The sequence below is a fragment of the Spectribacter hydrogenoxidans genome, from assembly GCF_031846275.1.
In the GTDB taxonomy this organism is placed as follows: Bacteria; Pseudomonadota; Gammaproteobacteria; order Nevskiales; family Salinisphaeraceae; genus Spectribacter; species Spectribacter hydrogenoxidans.
In genome coordinates, this window is record NZ_JAVRIB010000001.1 from 102243 (window position 1) to 114640 (window position 12398).

Sequence of the window (12398 nt, forward strand, 5' to 3'; positions counted from 1 at the left end):
CGGGGTCAGCGAATCCTGGGGATGGGAGGACAACAACGAGAGGCGTCGCCACAGACGACGGTCAATAACAAAGATAGCGGGCTGCGGCCCGCTTATTTTTGGTTACCGCCCGCCATCGGCTGTCATCAGCCGTCAATCGCGCCCCGCCAGACTCACCCACACGATATTTCAAACCGCATCGGCCGTTCTTCGGATGGCGGCCACCGCGGCTCGGGTCGCTTCGGCATACGCCGGTACCGACCGCAACAACCATCCGCTAACGAGGGAGACAAGCCGAATGCATCATCGAATCCTGCACCGCCTGGCCATCGCGGCCGCGCCGGCCCTGTTCGCCGCCGGCACCGCCATGGCGCAGGGCGACGACCAGCCGGTCGTGGCCGCCGACATCGAACTGCCACCGGAACTGAACTGGCTCGCCGACCTGATCGAGGTCGCCAATCTGGACGAGGTGATGCCGGCGCTGCCCACGGATGCCGACTCCATCGAGGACCTGCCGGCGGAAACGCAGGCCGAACTGGATGCGCTGCAACTACGCCTGCAGAGCAACAGCCTCACCAATGGCGAGGTCGCCGAGCAGGTCACCGACCTGCTGCAGGCGGTCGACGTCCAGCAGCTTTACGACGAGCTGCCGCTGGATTCGCTGCCGGGCAGCCGCCCCCTGGTGGAACAGCTCGGCCTTGATGGCCTGATCGCGGACAGCCAGCAGGGCCTGAACACGCTGGGCTTTCTGGTCGACGTCATCACCTTCCGCTTCGAGACCGTCAGCGACGGCGTCACCCGTCAGCACTTCGGCCTGCTGAACACACCCATGCGCCTGAACGTCGACCGCAACTTCGGTGCCGACGTGGTCGCCACCTTCAGCCTGCGCCCGGACGGGGACGGCGGCCTGGGCCTGACGTTCGACGTCAAGCGCACGGAGAACCTGATCCGCGGCCTGTTCGGCGTGGTGCTGGGCAGCCGGCCGCAACCGCCGCTGCCGCTGGATATCCGTGCCGTGGTCGACATCCCGGTCGACGCGCTGGTCGGCGGCACCGAACCGCCGCTGCGGGTGAGCTTCGGCTTCGACAGCGACACCGGCATTCCCGAGCGCGCCACTCTCGACGCCGCGGTGCAGAACGCCACCAGCGGCGGCGCGCTCAATGCCCAGGCGAATCTGACCACCGACAGCCCCAACGATGATCTCGCCCTGGTGGGCTCGGTCAGCCGCGAGCAGGCGGAAACGCGGGAGTTCGTCGAACTGGTCCGCTTTGGCGTCGATCTGTCGCCGGTGCCGGCAAGCTTCGGGCTGGCCGCCGATCTGGCCGACGACCTGAACGTCAGCCTGACGTCGTCGACCCCCACGACCCCGACCGTCACCTTCGATGCCGCTGATCAGGCCAGCGGTGAAATCGTGGTGGATGCCCTGCCGACTTCGCTGGACCTGTTCCTGGGCGCCGATGACGGCAACCAGGTGGTGCAGTACAGCGCGGGTGGGCCGATCGGCGCCATTCTCGCCAGTCTGAACCTGGAGGATGGCCTCGACATCACCGCCTCCCTGCAGGACCTGCCCGACGCCGCCACCCTCGACTTCGGTGACGGTAGTGCCATCGACATCGACCTCGGCGGCGCCGAGATCGGGGAGATCGCCTTCACGCTGACCGACGGCCCCGAACCGCGCAACGTCGCCACCGGCAACAACGGCGCGGTGCTGGACACCACCGAGGGCCAGGTCGCCGGCGCCCGCTTCCAGGGATTCCGCGGCCTGACCTTCGCCACCGACCCGGCACTGGGCCTGACCGCCATGATCGACACCCCCACCCCGGTGGTATTCGACGTGGACATGGCCGATGGCGGCTACGCGGATGTCGAATTCAGCAACTTCCCGTCCGAGGTGTCGCTGTCGCTGGCCGACGCCGAGCTGCTGGACGTGTCGTATGCCGCCAATGAGCCCGTGGACAACCTCAGCGTGCTGACCAACCTCGGGCTCGACATGATCACCGCCGAGTTCGAGAACCTGCCGACGCTGCTCGAACTGTGCGTCGCGCAGGGCACCGCAAGCTGCACCGGCGCCACCGGTGGCAACGTGGTCGACGCCAGCCTCGAGGCCGACGGCGAACTCACCATCCGCGACGCCTTCTTCTGCCTGGCGGGTGACTGCGCCAACCCGAGCGAGTTCGTGCAGCTGTCGCCCCTGACCTTCACCCGGCTGGCGCTGTCCGGCAACACCGAGGAATCCTGCATCGACGTCATTTTCATTGGCGAGCAGTGCCTGGGCAACGGCTCGGCCGGCCAGTTCTTCATCGACACCGGCAACGCCCCGGTGACCGGAGACATCGACGCCGATCTCGGCGATACCGAGGTATATATCGATGGGCAGTTCCGGGCGCAGAACCGGCGACTGGACTACAGCGTGCTCGAGGGCGACTTCGACCGCAGCGGCAGCATGATCTGCAACCCGCTGAATGTCGACGTGATCACCGGCGGTACCAATATCGGCGACTTCATCGACCCCGCCGATCTGCTCTGCAGCAACTGACGTGGTCACCGGCCGCACCGGGGGCGGGTAGCCGCCCGTCCCCGGTGTGTCACCGGGTTTCACCCCGGACCGGTCCGCCGGTTATGCTCGGCGGCATCGCCTGACCTGTCACGGGACTTTCAATGACGCGGATTACCCATGCCGGCCTTGCAGCGCTGGCACTGATGCTGGCCACCGCCGGCCATGCGCAGACCGAAGCCGGCAAGACCGATAACACCCTCGGCGCCGAAATGCTGGCCGAATGCGCCCAGCGCGTGCAGAACCTGCGCGAGGAGTCCGCGCGGCTCAACCGGGCGGCCGACGAGTTCGAGCAACGCCGTCAGGCGCTGGCCGAGCAACATGAGTCGGTCGACGGCGGCGACGGGGTGGAAGCCTCGGGGCGCCTGCTGGAATACAACAAGCAGGCCGAGGCCTTCAACGACGATATTGCCGATTTCCGCGACGAGGTGATTGCGGTCAACGACACCAAGCAGTGGTACCACGATAACTGCGCGAACCGTGCCTACCGGCGCAGCGATCTCGAAGCGCTGCCGGCCGATCAGGCGGCCGCCATGCGGGCCGGGCTGGCGGACGTGGAAGTGCCCTATATCGAATGAGCCAGCCGGGGGTAATCTGGCCTTTTACGGTGCCGATCTGCTAGTTTCACGGTCGATTTTGCCCCGCCACAAGGGAAAACATGCCCATGCGCTACGCTCTTTTCGATCTGCAACGCGAGTGCCTGAAGCCCGCCACGGCCGTGCTGTCGATGGCGGAACGCGCCGCCCGCTCGCGGGCCTATCCGCTGGCCCGGACGCCGGTCGGCCGGCTGCAGGCGGCGACGTTCGAGTCGACCCGGCGCCTGTTGCAGAGCTATCCCAAGCAGCCGTGGGCCTATGACGATGTCGAGGTGGACGGCGAGCGCCACACCGTTCGCGAGACCGTGGTCGCGCGCAAACCCTTCGCCAATCTGCTGCGCTTCCGGCGCGACGGTCTGCCCGACGATGCGCCCAAGGTGCTGTTCGTGGCGGCGGTCTCCGGCCACCACGCCACGCTGTCGCGGGAAACCTACGAAGCCTTCCTGCCGGATCACGACGTCTACGTCACCGACTGGCTGGATGCCAAGCACGTGCCCGCCAGCGAGGGCCGGTTCGGGCTGGAGGAATACACCGATTACCTGATCGAGTTTCTCGAGGGCCTGGGCCCCGAGACGCACCTGTTCGCCATCTGCCAGGCCGCGGTGCCGGCGATGGTGGCCACCGCCGCCATGTGCCGCGACCGCAATCCCTGCCGGCCGCGCAGCCTGCTGATGATGGCCGGGCCGATCGACATCCGCGTGAATCCCAACGACATGCTCAAGAAGTGCGAGCAGGTCAACATGCCGCTGCTCAAGGCTTCGCTGATTCACCGCGTGCCGGCGCGCTTTGCCGGCGCCGGCCGGCGGGTGTATCCCGGGGCCCTGCAGCTAACCGGCTTCATGTCGATGAATCCGAAACTGCATCTGACCAAGCACTGGGAATTCTTCCGCAACTTGGCCTCCGGCAACGAGGCGGCGGCGGCCAAGCACCGCGAGTTCTACGACGAGTACTTCTCGCTGCTGGACACCACCGAGGAGTTCTACATCGAAACGCTCGAGCGGGTGTTTATCGATCAGCACCTGCCCAAGGGCTGCATGCAGTATCGCGGCCGCACGGTCACCGGCGAGTCGATCCGCGACGTGCCGATCATGACCATGGAGGGCGCGCTCGACGACATGGTCGCGATCGGCCAGTGCAGCGCCGCGCTCGACCTGTGCCCGAATCTGCCGGATGCGGACAAACACGCCTACGTGCAGCAGGGCGTGGGCCACTACGGCATCTTCAAGGGCCAGCTCTACCGCGAGGAAACGGCGCCCGAGGCCAAGGCCTTCATCGAGCGCCACAAGACGCCGCGCAAGAAAACCAACTGACGCCTGAATGCCGGCCGCCGGCCTACCCGTTCGCAGGGGGCCGGCGGCGGGCAGCAGCGGCTAAGGTCGGGAACGCCCCGCGAGAGGGCGCACGAAGACCATACAGATGACGCGAATCATCGGAGGAGAGAACCCATGGGTCGACTGGACGGCAAGGTCGCGCTGATTACCGGCGGGGCACGAGGGCTGGGCGCGGAAGGCGCGCAGGCCATGGCGCGGGAAGGGGCGAAGGTCCTGATTACCGACATTCTGGACGCCGTCGGCGAGCAGACCGCCCAGGGCATCCGCGATGCCGGCGGTCAGGCCAGCTATGTCCACCAGGACACCACCGAAGAGTCGCACTGGCCGGCGGCGATCCGTGCCGCGGTGGATACGTTCGGCGGTCTCGACATTCTGGTGAACAACGCCGGCATCGAAATCGTCAAGACGCTGGCCGACACCACCATGGAAGACCTGCAGCGCATCTCGGCGATCAACGAGCACGGCGTCTACATGGGCATCAAGTACGCCGTGGACCCGATGACCGAGCGCGGTGGCGGCTCCATCATCAACCTGTCCTCGGTGGCCGGCATGCAGGGCTTTCTGGGCCTGACCGCCTACTGCATGAGCAAGGGCGCCGTGCGCCTGCTGACCAAGGCCGCGGCGGTGGAACTGGCCCGCATGGGCACCAAGATCCGCGTCAACTCGGTGCACCCGGGCGTGATCCAGACCACCATGGGCCAGCGCCTGTTCGAGCGCTACGTCGACTACGGCCTGGCCGAGGACTACGCCGATGCCGAGGCCAAGTTCACGGAGCGCCACTCCATCGGCCGCCTCGGCCGCCCCGAGGACGTGGCCAATCTGTTCGTGTTCCTGGCCTCGGACGAATCCTCGTTCATCACCGGCGAGGAACACGTGATCGACGGCGGTCTGATCTCCGACTGATTCCCCGGCACCCGCGCCGACTTCATTTCTCGACGTAAGCGAAAACCCCATGAAAGCAGTACGCCTGAGCAACCCGGCCAGCCTCGACAATCTGGCGGTGGTGGACATCGACAAGCCCAGCCCGCAGGCCGGCCAGATCCTGGTCAAGGCCCGCGCCAGTTCGCTGAACTTCCACGACTATCTGGTGGTCACCGGCGGCCTGCCGGTGGACGACGGCCGCATTCCGATGTCCGACGTCGCCGGCGAAGTGGTGGAAGTGGGCGCTGGCGTGCGGGAATTCACCGTCGGCGACACCGTGATCGGCACCTTCTTCCCCACCTGGCTGTCCGGCGAACCGACTCTGGCCCAGACCTGGGGCTGCATCCCCGGCGATTCCATGGACGGCTATGCCGCGGAATTCGTGTGCGGGGCGGAAACCTCGTTCACCCACGCCCCGGCCGGCTACACGATGGAAGAGGCCGCGACCCTGCCCTGCGCCGCAGTCACCGCCTGGCGGGCCCTGTTCGCCGAGGGCGAGCTGCGCCCCGGCGAAACAGTGCTGGTCCAGGGCACGGGCGGCGTATCCATCTTTGCCCTGCAACTGGCCAAGGCGGCCGGCGCCACGGTCATCGCCACCTCGTCGTCCGACGAGAAGCTGGACCGGGTGAAGGCGATGGGAGCCGACCATCTGATCAACTACAAGACCACGCCGGAATGGGGCAAGGCCGCGGCCGCCCTGTGCCCGCGCGGCGGCGTGGATCACATCATCGAGGTGGGCGGCCCGGGCACCATGACCCAGTCGATTGCCGCGGCACGCGTGGGCGGCCACATCTCGCTGATCGGCGTGCTCACCGGCATGGCCGGCGAAATTCCCACCGCCGCGATGATGATGCACCAGCTCAAGGTGAAGGGCATTACCGTGGGCACCCGCGAGCACCAGCAACAACTGGTCCGCGCGCTGGACAACACCGGCATCAAGCCGGTAATCGACAGCAGCTTCGGCCTGGACGAGATCGCCGACGCCTTCCGGCATCAGGCATCGCAGAAGCACTTCGGCAAGATCTGCCTGAGTTACTAGCGCTCGCGTGTCGCCCCGGGACCCGCCGGGTCCCGGGGTTCAGCTACCCAGCGGCGAGGCGATCGTGCGCAGGAAGTGGCCGGCCAGTCCCGGCTCCATCACCAGCGCGAACAGCACCCCGTAACCCCCGCCCCAGAGATGGGCGCTGTGGTTGATGCCGTCCGCACCCCGCCGGGACGCATACACGCTGTAACCCACGTACAGCGCGGCGAACACGATCGCCGGCAGCGGCACGAAGAACACGAATAGCAGCGACCAGGGCGCCAGCAGGATGTAAGCGAACAACACCGCCGATACCGCCCCTGAGGCCCCCAGGCTGCGATAGTTCGGATCCCGGGCGTGCCGTAACCAGCTGGGCAGCATCGCCACCACGATGGCCGACACATAAAACAGCGCGTACCCCGGCGCCCCGATGTAGCGGGTGAAGAACGGCTCCATCGCCCGGCCGAAGAAGTACAGCGTCACCATGTTGAACAGCAGATGCGCGCCATCGGCGTGCACGAACCCGTGGGTGACGAAGCGGTGCCACTGACCGCGCCCGATCGCCGGCGGCCAGAACAGCATGTCGCCGAGCAGCTTGCGGTTGCTGAACGCCGGAATCGACACCGCACAGGTCACCGCAATCAGCAGCAGCGTGACCAGCGGCTCCTGGCTCGGCCCTACCGGCATGGCCGGCTCATTCGGGTCGCGCCATGCGGAACAGGTTCTCGGCGTCGATGCCGAAATAGTCTGCGGGCCCGCCGGCGCGCAGGATGGGCCGCGCCGCCGCAGTGTCGTAGATGCCATCGACGATCAGCATGCGGTCGATGTGCACCCCCACGACCTCGCCGAACACCATCCAGGTATCCACCGCCGCACCGTCCGACCCCTGCAATTGCAGCACCTGCGTGCGCCGGCACTCGAAGGCCACGGGCGCCTCCGCCACCCGGGGCGCCGACACCACCCGCGACGGCACCGCAGTGAGCCCGGCCAACTCGAACTCGTCCACGCTGGCATCCACCCCGGCGGCGCTGGCATTCATCGCCTCGGCCAGCTCGCGGGTGGCCAGATGCCACACAAAATCACCGGTCGCTTCAATGTTGTTGAGACTGTCCTTGCGACCGACACTGGCGAACCCGATGATCGGCGGCGTGTAGTTGAAGGCGTTGAAGAAACTGTAGGGCGCCAGATTGCGCGTTCCGTCAGCCGCCAGGCTCGACACCCAGCCGATTGGCCGCGGCGCGATGATGGCATTGAACGGGTTGTGGGCCAGGCCGTGGCCGGCGGCGGGCTCGTAGAAGTACCAGTTTTCGCTCATCGCCTGAGTTGAGGGGCTTTTGCGAAGCAGGCGCAGCCTGCGTAGCAAAAGTCCCTATCCAACGATTTGTTGGGCCGCAAATGACTCATGCTGTAGCTGCGACCACCATAACCAGAACTCCTAGCATGGCTACAAAAACACCGACAGTTACAAACCCCCGCACATAGGGAACGGCAGAGATTGAAATGTAGCTCTCGATATCGTGATACAGCATGCTGCCCCTCCAGAATACCTTTGAAGATGTAACGCCTTCTTTCCTGTACACAAAAGAAATGACGGTACCGATCGCGGCGATTATTAGACCCGCCGCGAACAGCAAAACTGCCATCGATTCAAGTTCATTCATGGACAGCCTTTTGCGACCCAACGTTCAGTCACGGAAATTATCGAACTGCAACGGCAGTTCCTGCTCGGATTTCTTCAGCATGGCCATGGCCGCCTGCAGGTCGTCGCGCTTCTTGCCGGTGACGCGAATCTTGTCTTCCTGGATCTGGGCGCTGACCTTGAGCTTGGACTTCTTCAGTTCGGCGATGATGCGCTTGGCCGCCGCCTGCTCGATGCCCTGCTTGAAGGTCACCGTGCGGCGCACGCCGGCGAGGTTGGACTGCGTGTCGCCCAGTTCCAGGCTGCGCAGGTCGATGCCCCGGGCGGGCAGGCGCTGACGCAGGATGTCGTGCATCTGATCCAGCTGGAACTCGCTGGGGGCATGCTCGGTCAGGACCTGCTTGTCCCAGTCGAAACCGGCATCCACGCCCTTGAAGTCGAACCGGTTGCCCAGTTCGCGGTTGGCCTGATCCACGGCGTTGGTGAGTTCGTGGACATCCACTTCGGAGACGATATCGAAAGAGGGCATGGCACTCGGCATGGCGAACGGGATGGGCCATTATAGAGGCCTGCCCCTCCCGTTGCCGACGCCGCATTCATGGCTCGATTCCCCCGCCGGCCGGCGCGTTCCGGCCACCTCGCGACAGTCCTGGCCACCGCCCTCGTCGTGCTCGGCCTGCCGTTGACCGGCCATGCTGAGCCGGCCGGTTTCCAGCCGGGCGTTCACTTCCGCGCGCTCGATCCCCCGGTGGCCACCCGCTCGGGAGACCACATCGAGGTGCTGGATTTCTTCGCCTATAGCTGTCGGCACTGCTATATCTTCGAGCCCATTCTCGCGCAATGGGCGCTGAGGCTGCCCGATGATGTGGTGCTCAGGCGCGTGCCTCTGACCACTGGACCCGGCGGCGACCTGCACGTCCGGCTGTTCTATACGGCCGAGGCGCTGGGCGTGATCGACCGCCTGCACACGAACATTTTCGAAGCGGTGCTGCGCCAGGGCCGGCCGCTGCAGACGCGGGCCGACATTCGCGCCTTTCTGGTCGAGCACGGCGTGGACGGCGATGACTTCGACCGGGTGTTCGACAGTCCGGCCATCGACAAGCGCATCAACGCCGCCTTCCTGATCAGCCAGGGCTACGGCGTGCGCACCACGCCCACGATGGGAGTGGACGGCCACTACTTCGCCGACCCGGTGCCGGCCCGGACCTACCAGCGTTTTCTGCAGGTGATCGATTTCCTGGTACAGCGGCGGCGCGACGCCGGCTCATAGCGGGTGCGGATCGAGGTCGACATCGGCCACGCGACGCCCGTGCAGCACCACCGACCCGGCATAGCGCCGTTCGCCGCGCACGTAGAACTCGAAGCCATAGGTCCGGCGCAGCGTGGCGCGGCCCCGCCGGTCGCGGCCCGGGCGCAGGGCGCGCAGATGAATTTCGTCGATATACATCACCTCGGCCTCGGCGCAGGCGCGGCGGGCGGCATCGCGCGCCCGTGCCCGCGCCCCCAGCGCGCTCCACCAGGCCAGCCCCAGCAGCGCGAACCCCAGCAGCCAGAGCAGGTTGTTCACGCGGAAGTTTCCGTAGCGTATTCCACCGGCCCAGTATGGCGGTCCGCGCGCCACCGGGGGTAGCCGCCGGCCGAATCCCCGGGCAGAATCCGGGTTGGCCCGGTCCCGTCACGTCCCCGCAATGTCCCTGAAGCCGCTCGGCGTCCTGCTGCTCATTCTTGTTGCATTCACGGCTCACGGCGAGGCCCTCACGCGCGATACCGACCGCCTGCACCTGGCCTCCGTGCACGCCGCCGTGGTGGACCTGGACGAAGGCGTGATGCTCTACGCCAAGCACGCCGACCGCCCGGTGCCCATCGCCTCGGTCACCAAGCTGATGACGGCGCTGGTGGTGCTGGAATCAGGCGCCGATCTGGACGAATCACTGACCGTGGTCGAGCGCGACCGCGAAGCCGCCAACAACGCCTACTCCCGCATCCGGCCGGGTTCCACCATGTCGCGCGGCGAGCTGCTGCGGCTGGCATTGATGAGCTCCGAGAACCGCGCTGCCTACAACCTGGCCCACTATCATCCCGGCGGATTCGACGCCTTCGTGGCGGCCATGAACCGCAAGGCCGAGGCGCTGGAGATGCACCGGTCGCGGTTCGTCGACCCCACCGGCCTGTCGCCCGGCAACCGTGCCACCGCCGCCGACCTGATCCGCCTGCTGACGGCGGCGCTCGCGCGCGACGAAATCCGCGACTACACCCAGACCGGCAGTTACACCGCCCGCTTCGGCAACCCGGCCTACACGCTGCCCTACGGCAACACCAATCCGCTGGTGCGCCGTGCGGACTGGGACGTACTGGTCAGCAAGACCGGGTACCTCGACGAGGCCGGCCGCTGCCTGGCCACGGTGGTGCGGGTGGATGGCCGCCGCTATGGCGTGGTGGTGCTCAATGCCTTCGGCAAGCTCACGCCGATCGGCGACATCGGCCGCATCCGCCGCTGGCTGGTCGAGGGCGAGGGTGGCCGCGTGGCGGGTCCGGCGCTGGCCTATGAACGCCGCCGGACCGCGCCGCTGGAAGCCGATCTGCCGCGGGTGGTGCGCATGCCGAGCGACGGCGACACTGCCACCGCCGCCCTGACCCGCTAGCCGGTTCCGGCAATCAGCCGATAGGCGCGCAGGCGCGCCTCGTGGTCGTGGATGTTGGAGACCACCATCAGTTCGTCGGCCCCGGACTCGGCCATCATGGTGTCGAGCCGCTCGCGTACCTGTTGCGGGTCCCCTACGACGTGCCGCTGGCGATTCTCCGCGATCAACTCGCGGTCGCCCTCGGTGTAGTCGTAGTCCATGGCCTCTTCCGGCGTGGGCAGCGGCTGGAAGTCGCCCTTGTTGAGCCGCAGCCAGGCCAGATCGAAGCTGGCGGCCAGGTACTCGGCCTCGTCCTCGGTCGGCGCGCAGATCACCGATACCCCGAGAATGGCATGCGGCTCGGGAAATTCGTCCGAGGGCTGGAAGGCCTCGCGATAGCGGGTTATGGCCGGCCCCGGCGGGGTGGCACTGAAGTGGCTGGCGAAGCTGTAGCCCATGCCGGCGCCGCCCGCCGCCGCCGCACTGGCGCCGCTGGAACCCAGAATCCAGATCGGCGGCAGGCCGACATCGTTGGGCATCACCTTGACCCCGTTGATGGGGTGCATGCGCGGCAGGGTCCCGCGCGATAGCGACAGCATCTGGTTGAACAGGTCGCCGAAGCGTTCCGGCGACTCGGCCCCCAGCGCCTTCGAGGCCCGCGCGTCCGAGCCCGGGGCGCGGCCGATGCCCAGGTCCATGCGGCCGGGGTAGAGCGCTTCCATGGTGTGAAACAGCTCCGCCACCCGCAGCGGCTTGTGGTTGGGCAGCATGATCCCGCCCGGGCCCACACGGATGCGATCGGTGCGGGCGGCCACGTGGGCCAGGATCGGCTCCGGCGCCGGACTGGCCAGGCTGGGCATGCTGTGGTGCTCGGAAATCCAGTAGCGCACATAGCCGAGTTCCTCGGCCAGTTGTGCCAGATCGACGCTGCGGCGTACCGCCAGCGAGGCCGGCGTGCCGCTGGCCACCGGAATCAGATCAAGAACGGACAGGGGATAACGCATCAATCGGTCTCGGGGTCGGAAGTTTCCAGCGCGGCCAGCCGCGCCTCCAGCGTCGCCACCCGCGCTTCCAGGGTTGCCACCCGGTCATCGAGATCGCCGCCGGGCCGTACGACCGGCGCCGGGCGTTCGTCGTCGTCGGGCGCCGCCCGGCCCAGCGGGGCGGCGGGGGCATCGGCATCCATCTCGGCACCCGAGCCCAGCGTTTGGCCGTAACGGCATTCGCGCTTGCCGGGCTCGCGGGCCAGTCGCCGCACCAGCGGCCCGGCCGGATCTGCGGCCATGTCATCCAGCGTCGCTTCCACCGCCGCGACGCTGTCGAACGCGAACAGCCGCTGGGCACGGGTGCGCAGTTCCCCCGAGGTTTGCGGGCCACGCAGGAACAACAGGGCCAGCAGCGCCATGGCCTCGGGCGACAGCGCCAGCGGCGTGCCCGGCCCGCCGGCCAGCCGGTGTTCGTACTTGCTGACCCGGCCGCCGTAGCCGGAGGCCATGCGTACCAGATTCTTGCGGGTCAGCGCCCCGAGGGTGGCGCGGACGTCGCCCTCGCTCAGCGCCATCACCGGGTCGCGGGCGCTTTTCTGGTTGCAGGCGTTGACCACCGCATTGACCGACAGCGGATACTGCTCCGGCGTGGTCACCGCCTTTTCCACCAGACTGCCGAGCACCCGCTGCTCGACCGTATCCAGTTCCAATTCCATGCCGGACTCCTCGCCCAGAGCAAAGACCCGCAGT

The 12398-nt window shown here is 67.1% G+C and carries 14 protein-coding genes; 7 read left to right on the plus strand and 7 right to left on the minus strand.

What is annotated here, in order from left to right:
* Positions 1–277: 277 nt before the first annotated feature.
* From RM532_RS00535 to RM532_RS00555, 5 genes are all read left to right on the plus strand, one after another.
* Positions 278–2515, plus strand: a complete 2238-nt coding sequence (locus tag RM532_RS00535) for a hypothetical protein (RefSeq protein ID WP_311651138.1) — start codon at positions 278–280, stop codon at positions 2513–2515.
* Between the two features lie 122 nt (positions 2516–2637).
* Positions 2638–3111: a hypothetical protein gene (locus RM532_RS00540; RefSeq protein ID WP_311651139.1), complete on the plus strand. Its 474-nt coding sequence runs from the start codon at positions 2638–2640 to the stop codon at positions 3109–3111.
* 86 nt (positions 3112–3197) lie between these two features.
* A complete protein-coding gene (gene phaZ / locus RM532_RS00545) occupies positions 3198–4439 on the plus strand; it encodes a polyhydroxyalkanoate depolymerase (protein ID WP_311651140.1) in 1242 nt (413 codons plus the stop codon).
* Positions 4440–4574: 135 nt separating this feature from the next.
* Positions 4575–5363 (plus strand): glucose 1-dehydrogenase, encoded by a 789-nt coding sequence (locus tag RM532_RS00550; protein ID WP_311651141.1) that lies wholly within the window; start codon positions 4575–4577, stop codon positions 5361–5363.
* Positions 5364–5412: 49 nt separating this feature from the next.
* Entirely contained in the window at positions 5413–6420 is a 1008-nt protein-coding gene (locus RM532_RS00555) for a zinc-dependent alcohol dehydrogenase family protein (protein WP_311651142.1), read from the plus strand.
* A 39-nt stretch (positions 6421–6459) separates the two neighbouring features.
* Here RM532_RS00555 and RM532_RS00560 read toward each other — a convergent pair whose 3' ends face one another.
* The 4 genes from RM532_RS00560 to RM532_RS00575 form a co-directional block, all read right to left on the minus strand.
* Positions 6460–7089, minus strand: a complete 630-nt coding sequence (locus RM532_RS00560) for a rhomboid family intramembrane serine protease (RefSeq protein WP_311651143.1) — start codon at positions 7087–7089, stop codon at positions 6460–6462.
* A 7-nt stretch (positions 7090–7096) separates the two neighbouring features.
* Positions 7097–7717 (minus strand): flavin reductase family protein, encoded by a 621-nt coding sequence (locus tag RM532_RS00565; protein WP_311651144.1) that lies wholly within the window; start codon positions 7715–7717, stop codon positions 7097–7099.
* Positions 7718–7802: 85 nt separating this feature from the next.
* A complete protein-coding gene (locus tag RM532_RS00570) occupies positions 7803–8063 on the minus strand; it encodes a hypothetical protein (protein ID WP_311651145.1) in 261 nt (86 codons plus the stop codon).
* A gap of 24 nt (positions 8064–8087) precedes the next feature.
* Positions 8088–8570, minus strand: a complete 483-nt coding sequence (locus RM532_RS00575) for a YajQ family cyclic di-GMP-binding protein (protein ID WP_311651146.1) — start codon at positions 8568–8570, stop codon at positions 8088–8090.
* 69 nt (positions 8571–8639) lie between these two features.
* Between RM532_RS00575 and RM532_RS00580 the strand changes: the two genes are divergently transcribed.
* A complete protein-coding gene (locus RM532_RS00580; protein ID WP_311651147.1) occupies positions 8640–9311 on the plus strand; it encodes a thiol:disulfide interchange protein DsbA/DsbL in 672 nt (223 codons plus the stop codon).
* On the opposite strand, the gene RM532_RS00585 is transcribed toward RM532_RS00580, so the two are convergent.
* Positions 9306–9608: a DUF3301 domain-containing protein gene (locus RM532_RS00585; RefSeq protein ID WP_311651148.1), complete on the minus strand. Its 303-nt coding sequence runs from the start codon at positions 9606–9608 to the stop codon at positions 9306–9308. The two genes, RM532_RS00580 and RM532_RS00585, sit on opposite strands and share 6 nt — an antisense overlap.
* Positions 9609–9729: 121 nt before the next feature.
* Between RM532_RS00585 and pbpG the strand changes: the two genes are divergently transcribed.
* Positions 9730–10683, plus strand: a complete 954-nt coding sequence (gene pbpG, locus RM532_RS00590; RefSeq protein WP_311651149.1) for a D-alanyl-D-alanine endopeptidase — start codon at positions 9730–9732, stop codon at positions 10681–10683.
* Here pbpG and RM532_RS00595 read toward each other — a convergent pair.
* Together RM532_RS00595 and RM532_RS00600 are read right to left on the minus strand one after the other, a co-directional pair.
* A complete protein-coding gene (locus tag RM532_RS00595) occupies positions 10680–11666 on the minus strand; it encodes an LLM class flavin-dependent oxidoreductase (RefSeq protein ID WP_311651150.1) in 987 nt (328 codons plus the stop codon). The two genes, pbpG and RM532_RS00595, sit on opposite strands and share 4 nt — an antisense overlap.
* Positions 11666–12364 carry a YceH family protein gene (locus tag RM532_RS00600; protein WP_311651151.1) on the minus strand — a complete coding sequence of 233 codons (699 nt, stop codon included), beginning with the start codon at positions 12362–12364 and terminating at the stop codon, positions 11666–11668. Before RM532_RS00600 ends, RM532_RS00595 begins: the two co-directional genes overlap by 1 nt.
* Between the last annotated feature and the right edge of the window lie 34 nt (positions 12365–12398).

What these genes read in the sequence shown, in the direction of transcription:
- RM532_RS00595 (WP_311651150.1), bottom strand. Translation starts at nt 11,666, where the DNA reads ATGCGTTATCCCCTGTCCGTTCTTGATCTGATTCCGGTGGCCAGCGGC.
- RM532_RS00565 (WP_311651144.1), bottom strand. Translation starts at nt 7,717, where the DNA reads ATGAGCGAAAACTGGTACTTCTACGAGCCCGCCGCCGGCCACGGCCTG.
- RM532_RS00580 (WP_311651147.1), top strand. Translation starts at nt 8,640, where the DNA reads ATGGCTCGATTCCCCCGCCGGCCGGCGCGTTCCGGCCACCTCGCGACA.
- RM532_RS00550 (WP_311651141.1), top strand. Translation starts at nt 4,575, where the DNA reads ATGGGTCGACTGGACGGCAAGGTCGCGCTGATTACCGGCGGGGCACGA.
- RM532_RS00535 (WP_311651138.1), top strand. Translation starts at nt 278, where the DNA reads ATGCATCATCGAATCCTGCACCGCCTGGCCATCGCGGCCGCGCCGGCC.
- RM532_RS00555 (WP_311651142.1), top strand. Translation starts at nt 5,413, where the DNA reads ATGAAAGCAGTACGCCTGAGCAACCCGGCCAGCCTCGACAATCTGGCG.
- RM532_RS00570 (WP_311651145.1), bottom strand. Translation starts at nt 8,063, where the DNA reads ATGAATGAACTTGAATCGATGGCAGTTTTGCTGTTCGCGGCGGGTCTA.
- phaZ (WP_311651140.1), top strand. Translation starts at nt 3,198, where the DNA reads ATGCGCTACGCTCTTTTCGATCTGCAACGCGAGTGCCTGAAGCCCGCC.
- RM532_RS00560 (WP_311651143.1), bottom strand. Translation starts at nt 7,089, where the DNA reads ATGCCGGTAGGGCCGAGCCAGGAGCCGCTGGTCACGCTGCTGCTGATT.
- pbpG (WP_311651149.1), top strand. Translation starts at nt 9,730, where the DNA reads ATGTCCCTGAAGCCGCTCGGCGTCCTGCTGCTCATTCTTGTTGCATTC.
- RM532_RS00575 (WP_311651146.1), bottom strand. Translation starts at nt 8,570, where the DNA reads ATGCCCTCTTTCGATATCGTCTCCGAAGTGGATGTCCACGAACTCACC.
- RM532_RS00540 (WP_311651139.1), top strand. Translation starts at nt 2,638, where the DNA reads ATGACGCGGATTACCCATGCCGGCCTTGCAGCGCTGGCACTGATGCTG.
- RM532_RS00600 (WP_311651151.1), bottom strand. Translation starts at nt 12,364, where the DNA reads ATGGAATTGGAACTGGATACGGTCGAGCAGCGGGTGCTCGGCAGTCTG.